16 protein-coding genes are annotated in these 15,043 nt (G+C 62.2%); 6 read left to right on the top strand and 10 right to left on the bottom strand.

Annotated features, from left to right (window positions below):
- Together CQ13_RS38195 and CQ13_RS42235 are read right to left on the bottom strand one after the other, a co-directional pair.
- The coding region (locus CQ13_RS38195) for a GDP-mannose 4,6-dehydratase (protein WP_245309606.1) at positions 1–244 on the bottom strand (244 nt) is incomplete at its 3' end.
- A gap of 313 nt (positions 245–557) precedes the next feature.
- Positions 558–1,085, bottom strand: a complete 528-nt coding sequence (locus CQ13_RS42235) for a D-glycero-alpha-D-manno-heptose-1,7-bisphosphate 7-phosphatase (RefSeq protein WP_082637894.1) — start codon at positions 1,083–1,085, stop codon at positions 558–560.
- A gap of 263 nt (positions 1,086–1,348) precedes the next feature.
- On the opposite strand from CQ13_RS42235, the gene CQ13_RS38185 reads away from it, so the two are divergent.
- Genes CQ13_RS38185 through CQ13_RS38175 form a run of 3 tightly spaced genes read left to right on the top strand, consistent with a single transcriptional unit; the run spans position 1,349 to position 3,983 of the window.
- Complete coding sequence (locus tag CQ13_RS38185) at positions 1,349–2,410, top strand: Gfo/Idh/MocA family protein (RefSeq protein ID WP_057847922.1); 1,062 nt, start codon at positions 1,349–1,351, stop codon at positions 2,408–2,410.
- Positions 2,407–2,874 (top strand): acyltransferase, encoded by a 468-nt coding sequence (locus tag CQ13_RS38180; RefSeq protein ID WP_057847921.1) that lies wholly within the window; start codon positions 2,407–2,409, stop codon positions 2,872–2,874. Before CQ13_RS38185 ends, CQ13_RS38180 begins: the two co-directional genes overlap by 4 nt.
- Before the next feature lie 11 nt (positions 2,875–2,885).
- Positions 2,886–3,983 carry a DegT/DnrJ/EryC1/StrS family aminotransferase gene (locus CQ13_RS38175; RefSeq protein WP_057847920.1) on the top strand — a complete coding sequence of 366 codons (1,098 nt, stop codon included), beginning with the start codon at positions 2,886–2,888 and terminating at the stop codon, positions 3,981–3,983.
- A gap of 4 nt (positions 3,984–3,987) precedes the next feature.
- On the opposite strand, the gene CQ13_RS38170 is transcribed toward CQ13_RS38175, so the two are convergent.
- Positions 3,988–5,211 (bottom strand): phenylacetate--CoA ligase family protein, encoded by a 1,224-nt coding sequence (locus tag CQ13_RS38170; protein ID WP_057847919.1) that lies wholly within the window; start codon positions 5,209–5,211, stop codon positions 3,988–3,990.
- A gap of 88 nt (positions 5,212–5,299) precedes the next feature.
- On the opposite strand from CQ13_RS38170, the gene CQ13_RS38165 reads away from it, so the two are divergent.
- The gene (locus CQ13_RS38165) at positions 5,300–6,457 is read left to right on the top strand and encodes an AGE family epimerase/isomerase (protein WP_057847918.1); all 1,158 of its coding nucleotides are present in this window, start codon (positions 5,300–5,302) and stop codon (positions 6,455–6,457) included.
- 14 nt (positions 6,458–6,471) lie between these two features.
- Here CQ13_RS38165 and CQ13_RS38160 read toward each other — a convergent pair whose 3' ends face one another.
- The 7 genes from CQ13_RS38160 to CQ13_RS38135 form a co-directional block, all read right to left on the bottom strand.
- Entirely contained in the window at positions 6,472–7,314 is an 843-nt protein-coding gene (locus tag CQ13_RS38160) for an ABC transporter ATP-binding protein (protein ID WP_057847917.1), read from the bottom strand.
- 191 nt (positions 7,315–7,505) lie between these two features.
- On the bottom strand, positions 7,506–8,786 hold the full coding sequence (locus CQ13_RS38155; RefSeq protein ID WP_057847924.1) for an ABC transporter substrate-binding protein: 1,281 nt from the start codon (positions 8,784–8,786) through the stop codon (positions 7,506–7,508).
- Positions 8,787–8,844: 58 nt separating this feature from the next.
- Positions 8,845–9,918, bottom strand: a complete 1,074-nt coding sequence (locus CQ13_RS38150; RefSeq protein ID WP_057847916.1) for a branched-chain amino acid ABC transporter permease — start codon at positions 9,916–9,918, stop codon at positions 8,845–8,847.
- A 7-nt stretch (positions 9,919–9,925) separates the two neighbouring features.
- On the bottom strand, positions 9,926–10,819 hold the full coding sequence (locus tag CQ13_RS38145) for a branched-chain amino acid ABC transporter permease (protein ID WP_057847915.1): 894 nt from the start codon (positions 10,817–10,819) through the stop codon (positions 9,926–9,928).
- Positions 10,816–10,971, bottom strand: coding sequence for a hypothetical protein (locus CQ13_RS44030; RefSeq protein WP_156434161.1), 156 nt, complete (start codon positions 10,969–10,971; stop codon positions 10,816–10,818). The genes CQ13_RS38145 and CQ13_RS44030 overlap by 4 nt, the downstream gene beginning before the upstream one ends.
- Positions 10,968–12,899 carry a long-chain fatty acid--CoA ligase gene (locus CQ13_RS38140; protein WP_057847914.1) on the bottom strand — a complete coding sequence of 644 codons (1,932 nt, stop codon included), beginning with the start codon at positions 12,897–12,899 and terminating at the stop codon, positions 10,968–10,970. The genes CQ13_RS44030 and CQ13_RS38140 overlap by 4 nt, the downstream gene beginning before the upstream one ends.
- Positions 12,896–13,717 carry an ABC transporter ATP-binding protein gene (locus CQ13_RS38135; protein WP_057847913.1) on the bottom strand — a complete coding sequence of 274 codons (822 nt, stop codon included), beginning with the start codon at positions 13,715–13,717 and terminating at the stop codon, positions 12,896–12,898. The genes CQ13_RS38140 and CQ13_RS38135 overlap by 4 nt, the downstream gene beginning before the upstream one ends.
- 300 nt (positions 13,718–14,017) lie before the next feature.
- On the opposite strand from CQ13_RS38135, the gene CQ13_RS38130 reads away from it, so the two are divergent.
- Positions 14,018–14,692 (top strand): Crp/Fnr family transcriptional regulator, encoded by a 675-nt coding sequence (locus CQ13_RS38130; protein WP_057847912.1) that lies wholly within the window; start codon positions 14,018–14,020, stop codon positions 14,690–14,692.
- A gap of 92 nt (positions 14,693–14,784) precedes the next feature.
- A partial coding sequence (locus CQ13_RS38125; protein ID WP_197427577.1) for a GDP-mannose 4,6-dehydratase occupies positions 14,785–15,043 on the top strand: 259 nt, incomplete at its 3' end.

Here is a 15,043-nt window from a genome sequence, read left to right as displayed (position 1 = left end):
TCGGCCTGATCTGCTGCATCAGCCGGATCAGGTTGGTCGAGTCGGTCATGTCGCCGTAATGCAGCAGGAACGGCGCCTTGCGGGAATGCGGATCCTGGTACAGGTGGTCGATCCGCGCCGTGTTGAACGAGGACGAGCGCCGCTTGATGCCGTGGACCTCATAGCCGAGGCCAAGCAGATATTCGGCCAGGTAGGCGCCGTCCTGGCCGGTGACGCCGGTGATCAACGCAACAGAGGCGTTCACCAGTACTTCTCCATAGGTCCGCCAACACAACCTGCGTTTGGCATGATGTCACTGCCGGTTCCAAACGGGCCGCGATCAGGTCCGGAGCACCCGCTTGTGGCTCATAACATCTTGACATCTCGGATGTCCATGACCGAAGAAATCGTTGGATGAAGTGAATTGGAATGAGGCGAAAGGGGCAGTGTGAGGGCTGAGCCAGAGCAATGCGGACTTGAGTGGCTTACCAAATAGCGTTTGTGTTGCTCAGACAATGCAGAATGACGCACTTTCCGTGGCCAATGAATCTGTCGATGCGTATGAGTTGCTTGGCGCTTCAGTTGTCGATGTTTTCGTCTGGGTTCGGGTGCAGGACCGATCTCAGCAGTCGTGCGAGGTTGCCACCCGAGAACAGAATACCCTGGACTCCAGCGGCCCGCGCTGCCTCCAAATCAGTTGGCTTGTCTCCTACGAGAATGCTCCGACTGATATCTACTGGGAAGCGCTCGAGAAGATCGGTGATCATTCCGGGAGCAGGCTTTCGTCGATGACTTACCTTGCGATATTGCTCGATCACCGCATCGGGATGATAGGGGCAATATTCGAATGCGTCTATGTGAGCTCCGATTTTAGCCAGATCACCTGCCATCCATTCATGCAGAGCTTGCACGTGATGCTCGTCGTAAAGACCTCTAGCCACGCCTGACTGGTTCGTAATAACGAACACGAGATATCCAGCCTCGTTGGCAGCCTTTACAGCTTCACGCGCGCCATCTATCCACTTCAGTTTGCTGATCTCGTAAACATAACCGTGGTCTTCATTGAGCACGCCATCTCGATCAAAGAAAACTGCTGGTCTCTTCATTCGTCGCCTTCACATGGCAGTTTCGATCGAGCTTGCTTTGTTATGAGGCAAGCGTAGACCACAGCGTAAATGTGCGGCTCGGTCGATACTCGCCGTTTGGTGCGCTGTCGTATGGGGCAGTTGGGAGATCGTCAACGCTTCAAAGAGAGGCGAAATCTATCAGTCCCCTCCGGGATTTGGAAGGCAGCCCTTTTTGAAGGGTTGGCTGCGGTCGACGGGGCGGCTAATGTGAATCCAGACGGTTAATCGGAATAAGGCTCCCCATGATCAGATTCGGCCTGCTCGGATGCGGGCGTATCGCAAAGCGGCACGCCGACCTTTTGGGGGGCAATCATGTCGACGGAGCCAGGCTTGTCGCAGTATGCGACACTGTTCGCGCCCGTGCCGACGCGATTGCGTCGAGATCCGGCGTCCCCGCGGAATATGACATGGATACCTTCCTGGCCCGGAAGGATATCGACGCGGTGGCGGTGCTGACGCCGAGCGGGATGCATCCCGCCCATGTCATCGCCTGCGCCAAGGCCGGAAAGCACGCCATCGTCGAGAAGCCGATGGCATTGCGGCTTCAGGACGCCGACGACATGATCCGGGCCTGCGACGAGGCAGGCGTCAAGCTGTTCGTCGTCAAACAGAATCGCTTCAACGTTCCGGTGGTGAAGGCGCGCGAGGCGCTGGAGGCCGGCCGCTTCGGCCGCCTGATACTCGGCACCGTGCGCGTCCGCTGGTGCCGCGACCAAGCCTATTACGACCAGGATGCCTGGCGTGGCACCTGGGCCTATGACGGCGGCGTGCTCTCGAACCAGGCCAGCCATCACATTGATATGCTGGAATGGTTTTTCGGCGATGTCGTCAGCGTTCATGCCCGCGCGGCGACAGCGTTGGCGAAGATCGAGGCCGAGGATACGGCGGTTGCCACGCTGAAGTTCCGCAACGGTGCGCTCGGGATCATCGAGGCGACCACGGCTGCGCGTCCGACCGACCTCGAAGGCTCGCTTTCGATTCTCGGAGAGAAGGGAACGGTTGAAATCGCCGGCTTTGCCGTCAACCAGATCCGGCACTGGCGCTTTGTCGAGGAACTTGCCTCGGACAGAGACGTGGTCGAGAAATTTTCCGTCAATCCGCCGAACGTCTACGGCTTCGGTCACCAGGCCTATTACCAGCACGTGATCGACTGTCTGGTGAACCAGCGTTCGGCGCTGGTCGATGGCCTCGAAGGGCGCAAGAGCCTGGAACTGATTTCGGCGCTCTACGAATCGATCGAGACGGGTGCCGAGGTGCCGCTTCGCTTCGCGCCTCGGCTGGGCCGGCTCGGTGTCGTGTCGTGAACCCGCCGGAGATACATCAGGCGGGCGTGCGCGACGTCGAGTTCGGCGCGCGCGTCAGGATCGTTGATCCGTGCAATCTGTACGGCTGCAAAATCGGCGACGATTGCTTTGTCGGGCCGTTTACCGAGATCCAGAAAGACGTCATGATCGGCGCCCGCACGCGGGTACAGTCACACGCCTTCATCTGCGAATTGGTCACGATCGGCGAAGATTGTTTTGTCGGGCACGGGGTGATGTTCGTGAACGATACGTTCTCGACCGGCGGCCCGGCGCGGGGCAACAAGGATCTATGGCGCGAGACCGTGATCGGTGATCGCGTCTCAATCGGCTCCAACGCGACGATCTTGCCGGTGAGGATCACCGATGACGTCGTCATCGGCGCAGGCTCTGTTGTGACCAGAGATATCACGTCGCCAGGGACCTATGCCGGCAACCCGGCGCGCCGGCTGCTGGCGGACAGGTAGGAAGCCGACCGATGCCGGTGCCTTTTGCGGATCTGCAACTGCAGTATCAGACCATCAAGAGCGAGATCGATGGCGCGATTGCCTCCGTCATCCGCGACAATGCGTTCATTCGCGGGTCCTACGTTGACGCGTTCGAACGGCAGTTCGCCGCTGCCGTTGACGTCAAGCATTGCGTGTCCTGCGCCAACGGCACCGATGCGCTGTATCTCGCCATGGCCGCGCTGAAGGTCAAGCCGGGCGACGAGGTGATCACCACGGCGCATTCCTGGATCAGCACGTCCGCAATGATCACGCATGCCGGCGCCACGGTGGTGTTCTGCGACACCGACGGCTCGACGTTCACGATCGATCCGGCGGCGATCGAGGCCGCGATCACGCCGCGCACCGTCGGCATCATCCCCGTCCATCTGTACGGGCAACCGGCCGATATGGATGCGATCATGGCGATCGCGAGCAAGCATAGGCTCTGGGTGATCGAGGACTGTGCGCAGGCGCATCTCGCGCGTTACAAGGGCCAGCAGGTAGGTACGTTCGGCGCGGCCGCGACCTATTCGTTCTACCCGGGCAAGAATCTCGGCGCGATGGGCGATGCCGGCGCCGTCGTCACCAACGACGCCGCGCTCGCCGAGCACATGACGATGCTGGCGCGTCACGGCGGTCTGGTAAAGCATCAGCATCATATCGAAGGCATCAACAGCCGGCTCGACGGCATGCAGGCCGCGATCCTGTCGGCGAAACTGCCGTATCTCGCGCAGTGGACCAAGGCGCGTCAGGACGCGGCAAAAGCCTATGATGCCGGGCTCAACCAGATCGAGGATGTGATCGTGCCTCAGGTCGCGCCTGACCGCACCCACGTCTATCATCTCTACACGATCAGGCATCCGCGCCGCGACTCGCTGGCCGCGCATCTGAACGCGAACGGCGTGCAGACCGCGATCAACTATCCGACGGCGCTGCCGTTCCTTGCCGCGTATCAGCGGTTCGGCCATCGCCCGGAGCAGTTTCCGAACGCGCATCGCGATCAGGGACGTATCCTGTCGCTGCCGATGTTTGCCGAGATCACGCGGGCGCAGCAGGACGAGGTGATCGATCTGGTTCGCAAGTTTTGAGCGCTCAGCGCTCGTCCGCGATCACCTTGCCGTCGTTCGGCAGCGCGCCTGCCGCGACCAGTTCGACATTGCCGCCAAGCTTCGTCACGGCGCGCAGTGTTGCCGCGAGTTCGCCCTGTAGCGCCTCGCCGGGCGAAGCCGTTTCCGCCTTCAGTGTCATCAAATCGCTCTCGCCGGATCGCGTGACGACGAGGCGTAGTCTTCCGAGTTCGGGATGGCGCTTGCCGATCTCGGCGATCTGCTCGGGGCGGACGAACATGCCCTTGACCTTGGTGGTCTGATCAGCGCGGCCCATCCAGCCCTTGATGCGCATATTCGTGCGTCCGCATGGGCTTGTCCCGGGCAGCGCTGCGGTGAGATCGCCGAGCGCGAGCCTGATCCACGGATGCTGCGGGTCGAGCGAGGTGACGACGATCTCGCCGACGTCGCCGGGCGGCACCGGATCGCCGGTGCCGGGACGCACGATCTCCATGATCAGATCCTCGTTGACGACCATGCCTTCGCGCGCCGGCGTCTCGAACGCGACCATGCCGAGGTCGGCGGTGCCGAACGCCTGATAGGCGTCGATGCCGCGCGCCTTGACTTCGTCCTGCAGTGATTTCGGGAACGCCGCGCCGGAGACCAGCGCGCGCTTGATCGAGGAGACATTACGCCCAGCATTCGCGGCAGCGTCGAGCAGGATCTTGAGGAAATCAGGCGTGCCGCTATAGCCGACCGGGCGATAGGCCTCGATCAGTTCAAACTGCTGCTCGGTATTGCCGGGGCCAGCCGGAATCACCGCGCAGCCCAGCGCTCGCGCCGAGGCATCGAAAATGAAGCCGCCCGGCGTCAGATGATAACTGAAGGTGTTGAGCACCACGTCGCCGGACCGAAAGCCCGCCGCAAACAGCGCCCGCGCGCCACGCCAGGGATCGGCGTGAACGGGCTCAGGCTCGAAGATCGGTCCCGGTGAGGTAAACAGCCGTCCGAACGACCCAAGCGGCCACGCGACGAAGCCGCCGAAGGGCGGCGCGGCCTTGTGCAGGGCAGGGAGTTCTGATTTGCGCAGCACCGGCAACTCAGCAAGCGCGGCGCGGCTGGCCACGGTGGCGGGATCGATGCCTTTCAAGCGCTCGGCATAGGCCGGCGCGGCGAGCGCCTTGCGCAGGACGTCCGGAAGCCTTGAAAACAGCTCCGCCTCGCGTATGCCCGGCTCGCGCGTTTCAAGGGCGTCGTAGTGGTCGGTCATGGCTGATCCTCAGGTGAGGGCCGATTGCGTGCCGCCTCTGACGTGCTATCAGACGGCTTCTACCGGTGTTGATGTTCCAGGGAACGCAATGGCTGAAAGAGATACCGCGGCGGCAGACACGCTGGATTCGGCCGATATCGTCGCCAAGCTGAAGCTTCGCATGGTCGATCACTGCCTGCCGCTGTGGTCGATCGAGGGGTGGGACGATAGAGCGGGCGGTTTTATCGATCGGCTCGATCTGGACGGAAGTGCAGACCGCCTGGCGCCACGCCGGGTTTTCGTGCAAGCGCGCCAGATCTATTGCTACGCCAAGGCGGCGCAAATGGGCTGGTATCCGCAGGGGCGCGCGATCGCGCTGAAGGGGCTGGAGCACCTGCTGGCGAAGGCGAAAGCCCCCGACGGCAAGCCCGGCTTTGTGCACACGCTGCAGCCTGAAGGCGCCGTGCTGGACCCGCTGCGAGATTCCTACGATCACGCCTTTATCCTGCTGGCCCTTGCGACCGTCTATGGACTCGATCACGATGCGCAGATCCGCGCCGAGATCGACGGGCTGTGCCACTTCATCGAGACGCAGCTTCGTTCGCCGCACGGCGGGGTTCACGAAGGATTGCCGGTTTCGATGCCGCGGCGGCAGAACCCGCAGATGCATCTGTTCGAAGCCATGATCGCGGCGTTCGACGCGACACATGACCTCGTGTTCCAGAACAGGGCCGGAAATTTCTTCAGCCTGTTTCTGGCCAACCTCTACGACAAGCAGCGGCAGGTGCTTGGCGAATATTTCGAGGAGGACTGGTCGAAGATCGAGCCGGTCAGCGTCGAGCCCGGACATCAGGCGGAATGGGCGTGGCTGCTGAAAGGCTTTGAGCGCATCACCGGCTGTCCGACCGGGCGCTATCGCGGCGAATTGCTGGCGACAGCGCTGCGTTATCGCGACGAGGCGACCGGCTGCCTGATCGACGAAGGCGACGCCCGCGGCAACATCAGGCGGCATACGCGCCGGCTGTGGCCGCAGACGGAAATCGCCAAGGCGTGGATCGCGCAGGCCGAAGCGGGCGAGGCAGGCGCGGCCGATGAAGCGCGCGCGGCGCTGGCGCGGCTCGAACGGCACTACCTCAGCCACCCCGTCACGGGCGGCTGGTACGACCAATTCGACCGCGACGGCAACTCCCTGGTCGCCACCATTCCTGCGTCTTCGTTCTATCATGTTCTCAGCGCGGTAGCGGAAGCGGAGCAGGTGCTCGGCTAAGCGTGGGGCGGCGCTCACAGCCACCGCTTTCGCCGCTTGAAACTCTTCAGGTTCTTGAAACTCTTGCGCTGGTCGCCGGCGCCGCCCAGGTAGAACTCCTTGACGTCCTCGTTGTCGCGCAATTCGTCGGCGGTGCCGTCGAGCACCACCTTGCCCTGTTCCATGATGTAGCCGTGGCTCGCGACCGACAGCGCCGCGCGCGCGTTCTGCTCCACCAGCAGGATGGTGACGCCGAGATCGCGGTTGATCGCTTTGATGATCCCAAACACTTCCTTGACCAGGAGCGGGGACAGACCCATCGACGGCTCGTCCATCAGGATCATCTTGGGGCGCGCCATCAGCGCGCGGCCAATCGCCAGCATCTGCTGTTCGCCACCGGAGAGATAGCCGGCGAGCCCGGTACGCTCCTTGAGCCGCGGGAAATATCTGAACACCATCTCGATGTCGGCGGCGATCTCGTTGTCGGTGCGCGTGAACGCACCGAGCTTTAGATTCTCGATCGACGTCATGTCCGCGATGATGCGGCGGCCTTCCATCACCTGGAAGATGCCGCGGCGGACGATCTTGTCGGGATCGATGCCGTTGATGCGCTCGCCATCGAAGACGATTTCGCCGCGGATCACTTCGCCGTCCTCGGTCTTGAGCAGGCCCGAGATCGCCTTCAGCGTCGTCGACTTGCCGGCGCCGTTGGCGCCGAGCAGCGCCACGATCGCGCCCTTCGGCACTTCAAGGCTCAAGCCGCGCAGCACCAGGATCACCTTGTCGTAGACCACCTCGATGTTGTGGACGCTGAGCAGCGGGGCGGCGGCTTGCGCGGCAGTCTTCGCAGGACGATTGAGTTCGGTTGCTTCAGTCATTTTTCCGATCCTGGCGTTGTTAGTGGAGCGGGTCGTCCGCTCCACCCACCACCGCCGTCATCACCCGCGTATGCGGGTGATCCAGTATTCCAGAGGCACCTGCGATCAATCGAGAAGCCGCGGCGTACTGGATCCCCGCTTTCGCGGGGATGACAGTTGAGTGTTGAGGCGACTAGAGGCGCCTCCCGACCTCACCAACCCAGCCAGTCGGGCTTGCGCGGCAGGTCGATCGTCTTCACCTTCTCCATCTTGATGCCGCCGTTCTTGACGAGCTCGTTGAGGGGGGCGTCGGTCGCGCCTGCGACCTTCATGCGATACAGATCGACCTTGAGCGTGCCGCGGTGATCCTTCTCGGTGAAGGTCGAGGGGTTGCAGATGCCTTCGCCGCCGGCGGGCACCCAATCCTTCTTCTGGTAGAAGCCCTTCTTGACGTTCTCGCCGGTGGCGCCGCCGTTCTTGGCAGCCCATTCGACGGCTTCCTTCATGTAGAGCGCGGTGCAGACGCCGGCGAGGTAATGCACGGGACGGTAGGCGGTACCGGCCGCGTCCGACATCTTGGAGATTTCCGTGAACGTCTTCATGCCGGGTGCGTTGCCGCCCCAGGCGATCGCGGTGCGCAGCGGAAACACCACACCGTCAGCGGCAGCACCGGCAGCCTTGGCGGCGTTCTCATCCATGCCCCAGACGTTGCCGAGGAACTGCACGTCGACGCCGGCCGCCTTGCAGGCGTTGAGCACGGAGATGTTGGAGCCCGCGGTATTGCCGAGATAGGCGTAGTTGGCGCCTGAGCTCTTCAGCGTAAGGCACTGCGCGCTGTAGTCGCCGGGCGTCAATGCGAACACGATCGGCGGCAGCACTTCGAACCCGAGGTCGGTGGCAATCGCTTCACCTGCCGCCTTCGGCGCGTTCGGATAGGGGTGGTTGGCGCCCATATGGACGTATTTCGGCTTGCCGGACTTGCCCTTGGCTTTCCAGTCCTCGGCGGCCCAGGTCAGCATGCCGCGAAGTGCGTCCGAATAGCTCGGTCCATAGAAGAAGTTGTAGGGTGCGGGCTTGGCCTTTCCGCCGGCGCCGGTCGGATCGGAGAGTGCTGCAGCATAGGATGCCGAGATATCCGGGATCTTGTCCTGGGCCAGGAAACCCGTCAGCGCCTCGGTATCGGCAGTGCCCCAGCCGAGAATGGCGGCGACTTTGTCGGCGCCCGACCATTTCTTGTACTGGGCGATCGCGCGCGGCACCTGATAGCCGTAATCGACGGTATCGAGGTTGACCTTGGCGCCGTTGATGCCGCCGCTCTTGTTGATCCATGCATAGGTGTCGGCGACACCCTGCCCGAACGGCGTTCCGACGTCCGAAGTTGGTCCTGAATAGTCGGTGAGATGCCCCAGCGCGATTGGCGCCTGGGCCAATGCAGCGGTAGAACCCAACAGCAAAGCAAGCGAGGCTGTGCTCAACAGAGTCTTCATCGTCATGGACATAGTCCTCCCGGTTACTTCTCGAGGTCTTCTCGTTGTTCGTCCCGTTCCGACCTCAATGCGAGAACGGGTAGAGTTTCCAGTATGCCTTGATCTGCCGCCATCGATGCGCAAGTCCATCCGGCTCGAACACCAGAAAGATGATGATGATCAGGCCGATGGCCATCTCGCGCAAGAAAGCGATATTGTTCTTTAGTCCCAGAAATTGATCGATCGGGCTGTCGCGGAGCGCGACGCTGAGCCATTCCATCGATTCCGGCAGCAGCACCATGAAGGCAGTGCCCATCAGCGTGCCCATGATCGAACCGAGCCCGCCGATGATGATCATGGCGAGGAAGATAATCGAGCGATCGATGCCAAAGCCTTCGTTGGAGACCACCTGATTGTAATGCGCATAGAGCGCGCCGCCGACGCCGGCAAAGAAGGCGGCGAGGCCGAACGACAGCGTCCGGTATTTGGTCAGGTTGATGCCCATGATCTCGGCGGACAGATAATGGTCGCGCACGGCGACCAGCGCGCGTCCGTCACGCGAACGGATCAGGTTGGTGACCAGCAGATAGCAGACGACGACATAGGCCAGCACGACGTAAAAATACTGCTTATCGCCGCGCAGCATGTATCCGAAGATCGAGAATGGTTCGGCGCTGGCGGGAACGCTGCCGCCGGTGAACCACTCGGCACGGGCAAAGAAGTCGAGCAGGATGTACTGCGCCGCCAGCGTCGCGATCGCGAGATAAAGCCCTTTCAGCCGCGCCGCGGGCAGGCCGAAGACCAGACCGACCGCGGCCGTCACGACACCGGCGAGCGGAATGCAGAAGAAGACGGGAATGCCGAACCGGTTCGAGAGATAGGCTGAGGTAAAGGCGCCGAAACCGAAGAAGGCAGCATGACCGATCGAGATCTGGCCGGTGAAGCCGACGACGATGTTAAGTCCGAGGGCCGCGATGCCGAAGATGCCGATCTGGATCAGCAGGCTGAGGACGTATTCGTTGACGACGTGTGGCGCAACACAAGTCAGCGCGATGCCGGCGATCATGGCATTGCGGCTGGTCGTGGTCGGAAACACGGTGGTATCCGCCGCATAGCTGGTGCGGAAATCGCCGGCGGGAATGATGGTCTGGCCTGCCATGATTGATTTACACCCGCTCGATGTCTTTGGTGCCGAACAGGCCGTACGGCTTGATCATGAGGATGATGATGAGCGCGTAGAATGGCGCGATCTCGTAGAGATTGCCCCAGTGCAGATATTCGCTGTCGAGAAAGTGCGCGACGTTTTCCAACAGGCCGATGATGATGCCGCCAAGCACTGCGCCGCCAACGCTGTCGAGACCACCGAGGATCGCGGCCGGAAACACCTTGACGCCGTAGGCGGAGAGGCCTGCCGACACGCCGTTGACGACGGCCACGACCACGCCTGCGACGGCGGAGACGGTCGCCGAGATCGCCCAGGCCATCGCGAATACGCTTTTGACGGAAATGCCGAGCGACTGCGCCACCTGCTGGTTGAACGCGGTCGCGCGCATCGCCAGACCATATTTGGAGAGGCGGAAGAACCACGCCATACCCACCATCATCGCCACCGAGACCGCGAGGCTCATCAGATAGACGGTCTGCACCTGCAGGCCGAGAATGTTGACGTTCTGGGTCTGGAAGATGCGCGGGAACGGCTGCAGATTGACGCCGAACATCCACTTCATCAGCGCCGAAAACACCGTCGAGAGCGCGATCGTCACCATGATCACGGAAATGATCGGCTCGCCGATCATGGGGCGCAGGATGACGATCTGGATCGCGATGCCGAACAGGAACATGAACACCAGCGTGATCGGCATGCCCAGATAGAACGGCACCTGATATTTGGTCAGCAGCCACCAGCACACCCAGGCGCCCACCAGCAGCAGTTCGCCCTGCGCGAAATTCACCACCTGCGTCGCCTTGTAGATCAGCACGAACGACATCGCGACCACGCCGTAGAGCGTGCCGACCACGAGGCCGTTGACGAGGAGCTGGATCAGAAGCTGGGTGTTCATGCGAAGTCACTCGACGTGCAAGCTGTCATCGCCGGGCTTGACCCGGCGATCCATCGCCTGAAGAAGCACTTTTTCCGAAGAGGATGGATGCGCGGGTCAATCCCGCGCATGACGATCAGTTTTGCGGCGCCACCGGCAAACGTCAGCTTCATTCCGCGGCCTCCGCCATCGGCGCAGGTCCGCCGAGATCGACGACCCGCAGCGTGGTGCGGATGCGCTGGGTGGTGCCGTCCTGGAAGCGGATCACGGTATCGACCGGAATGTCGCTCTTGCCGGCGTAGATCGCGTCGATGATATCTGCGTATTTTTCGTTGATGACGCTGCGGCGGACCTTGCGGGTACGTGTCAATTCGCCATCGTCAGCGTCGAGCTCCTTGTAGAGCAACAGGAAGCGCGAGATACGCTGCGCCGGCGGCAGCGTGGCGTTGACGCCTTCCACCTCCTTGCGCAACAGCGCATAGACCTCGGAGCGCGAGGAGAGGTCGGTATAGGTCGTGAACGAGATGCGGTTCTTCTCCGCCCATTTCGAGATGATCGAATAACGAATACAGATCATCGCCGCCAGTGCATCGCGGCCGGCGCCGAGCACCACCGTCTCGGCGATGTAGGGCGAGAATTTTAGCTTGTTTTCCAGATACTGCGGCGAGAAGCGCTCACCGCGCGCGGTCTCGGCGAGATCCTTGATGCGGTCGATGACGACGAGCTGGCCATCTTCGTTGAAGTAGCCGGCGTCACCGGAATGCATCCAGCCGTCCTTGATATCGGCGGCAGAGGCTTCCGGATTCTTGTAATAGCCTAAGAACATGTTGGGGTGGCGGACGACGATCTCGCCAACGCCGTTGACATCGGGGTTATCGACGCGGATTTCGATATCGTCGGCCATCGGCACGCCGGTCGTATCCGGATCGACCTTGCCCGCCGGATGCAGCGTGTAGGCACCGAGCAATTCGGTCTGGCCATAGAGCGTGCGCAGCGGCACGCCCATCGCCTGGAAGAACTTGAAGGTGTCGGGGCCGAGTGCGGCGCCGCCGGTTGCCGCCGAGCGCAACCGCGTGAAGCCCAGGCGGTCGCGCAGCGCGCGGAACAGGAGCTGATCGGCGAACATCGAATGCTTGCCGTGTGCGAGCGCCGAGAGCCCTGCCTTCATTCCGATATCGAACAGCTTCTGTTTCAGCGGCGAGGAATCCATCACGCCGGCGCGGACCTCGGCGGCGATCGATTCCCAGAGCCGCGGCGCGAACAGCACGAAAGTCGGCGCGATCTCGCGGAAATCGTGCATCATGGTCTCGGGTTCTTCGACGAAGTTGACCTTCATCCGGCAGAGCAGCCCTTTGCCGAGCGCGTAGACCTGCTCCATGATCCAGGGCAGCGGCAGCACCGAGACGTATTCATCGTCCGGTCCCTTCGGATCGAAGGCGAGATAGGTCGCGCAATGTTTGAGGACGCGGCCAGCCGCCAGCATCGCGAGCTTGGGATTGGCCGTGGTGCCCGATGTCGTGCAGAGGATCGCGACATCCTCACCGCGGGTGGCGTCGACCAGCCGGTCGTAAACGCCTGGCTCGCGCGTGGCGCGGTCGCGTCCCATCGTGGCCAGCTTCTCGGCTTCCATCAGGCGGGGATCGTCGTATTTCCGCATGCCGCGCGGATCGGAATAGACGATGTGCTTGAGGTTGGGCGCGCGATCGGCCAGCGCCAGCAGCTTGTCGACCTGCTCCTCGTCCTCGGCGAACACCAGCTTGGCCTCGCCGTAGCTGAGCAGATAGGCCGCTTCCTCGTCCAGCACATCGCGATAAAGACCGAGGCTCATGGCGCCGATGGCATGGGTTGCGATTTCGGCGGCCACCCAGTCCGGCCGATTGTCGCCGATGATGCCGATGACGTCGCCGCGCCCAAGACCCAGTTCGACCAAGCCGAGCGCGAAATCGTGCACGCGGGTCTGGTAATCGCTCCAGGTGAAGACGCGCCACAGCCCGAGATCCTTTTCGCGCAGCGCAATCTCGCCGCCGTGCTCCCTCGCGTTGAGGCGCAGCAGCTTTGGAAAGGTATCGGCTAGGACGGCGCGCCCAGCGTAATCCATCATGCCACGCTCTCCCGAGGCGCCGGCGTGTCGTCGGGATCGACGAGGACCTCATCCTCTTCGCCGAGATAGGCGCGTTTCACATGCGGATCAGCGAGGACGGAGGCGGGATCGCCTTCGGCGATCTTGCGGCCGAAATCCAGCACCATGACGCGGTGGGAGATGTCCATCACCACGCCCATGTCGTGCTCGATCATCATCACGGTCATGCCGAACTCTTCGTTGAGGTCGACGATGTAGCGCGCCATGTCCTCCTTTTCCTCGAAGTTCATGCCGGCCATCGGCTCGTCGAGCAGGATCAGTTGCGGCTCCAGCGCCATCGCGCGGGCCAGCTCGACGCGCTTGCGCAAGCCGTAGGGCAGGGTGCCGGCGGTCGCCTTGCGCACCGACTGCAGGTCAAGGAAATCGATGATCTCCTCCACCTTGCGGCGGTGCTCGAGTTCCTCGCGCCGCGCGCCGGTCAGCCAGTAAAGCGAGCCGGTGACAAAATTGTTCTTCAAGAGGTGGTGCCGCCCGACCATGATGTTGTCGAGCACGCTCATGTGGTGGAACAGCGCCAGGTTCTGGAAAGTGCGGCCGATGCCGAGCCGTGGTCGTGCGTTCGGATTGAGGCCGGTGATATCCTTGCCGCGGTAGAATAGCCGGCCTTCGGTCGGGCTGTAGCGGCCGGAAATGCAATTGACGATGGAGGTCTTGCCGGCGCCGTTCGGGCCGATGATCGAGAACAATTCGCCCTCGTTCACGCCGAACGAGACCTCGGTCAGCGCACGGACGCCGCCGAAGCGCAGCGACACGCCGCGCACTTCCAACGTATGAGCCACTCATTCCCTCCAGATAAGGCGCTTGCCGCGCTCTTTATCTATCGTTCGCAACTACACCCGCAATCTTACATCCGCAGTCGCCTTCCGGCCATCCGACTAACGATGCCGATCACGGCCGGCATCACGCGTGGTAACGCCGCACCCCAACCGGTAGCGCCATGGGCGCACCTGTCGAGGTGGTCCTCCTTAGGGCAATGCGATAGTTTGAAATGTCTTTTGCCTGACAATTCGTCGGGAAATTTTGCCAGTCGCACTTCTGTTGCAGTGCAGCAAGTATAGGTCCCGACGGTCGATGCAATCATGATTGCTGCGGATAACCTCAAGCGCATCGCCGCCTGGTCGCGCGAACTGAACGAGCGGGAAATCGAGGTCGCCCGTGCCGGCATCGTCGAGAAATCCTACCGCGCCAACGAGCATATCTTCATGCGCGGCGATCCCTTCGACTACTGGACCGGCATCGTCACCGGCCTTGCCCGGATGAGTACGGTGTCGAGCGGGGGCAAGGCCGCGACCTTCGCCGGCCTGACGGCCGGTGCATGGTTCGGCGAAGGCTCGGTGCTCAAGGGCGAGCCGCGCCGTTACGACGTGGTCGCATTGCGCGACACCAGGCTGGCGCTGATGGACCGCAGTACCTTCTTCTGGCTGTTCGAGAACAGCGTGGCGTTCAACCGCTTTCTGGTCCGGCAGCTCAACGAGCGGCTCGGCCAGTTCATCGGAGCGGTGGAACATGGCCGCACGCTCGACGCAACCAGCCGCGTCGCGCGTTCCATCGCGTCGCTGTTCAACCCGATTCTCTATCCGGACATGACGCGCCACCTGGAGATCACGCAGGAGGAAATCGGAGCGCTCTCCGGTATTTCGCGGCAAAACGCCAACCAGTGTCTGAAGCGGCTCGAGAAGGAGGGCTTGCTGCGGCTCGAATATGGCGGCGTCACCATCATCGAACTCGAACACTTGCGCCACCATGGCGATTAGGCACCTAAGAGCCTGATTTCCAACGGCTTTGGCGATAGACTTGGCGCAGGTCGAATGCTATGGCCTGCGCGACGAGCGGGTTTGGAGAAGATATGGCGGCTCAGGATTTAAAGCGTCGCGTTGCGCTGATCACCGGCGTCACCGGCCAGGACGGCGCCTACTTGGCCGAATATCTGCTCGGCCTCGGCTATGAGGTCCACGGCATCAAGCGGCGGTCGTCCTCGTTCAACACCGCGCGGATCGACCACCTCTACCAGGACCCGCATTCCCGCAACGTGCCGTTCCTGCTGCATTATGGCGACATGACCGACTCGACCAACCTGATCCGGCTGATGCAGCAGATCAGGCCGA

This window comes from Bradyrhizobium retamae, assembly GCF_001440415.1.
GTDB lineage: Bacteria > Pseudomonadota > Alphaproteobacteria > Rhizobiales > Xanthobacteraceae > Bradyrhizobium > Bradyrhizobium retamae.
This window is presented reverse-complemented; position numbering and strand designations above follow the sequence as displayed.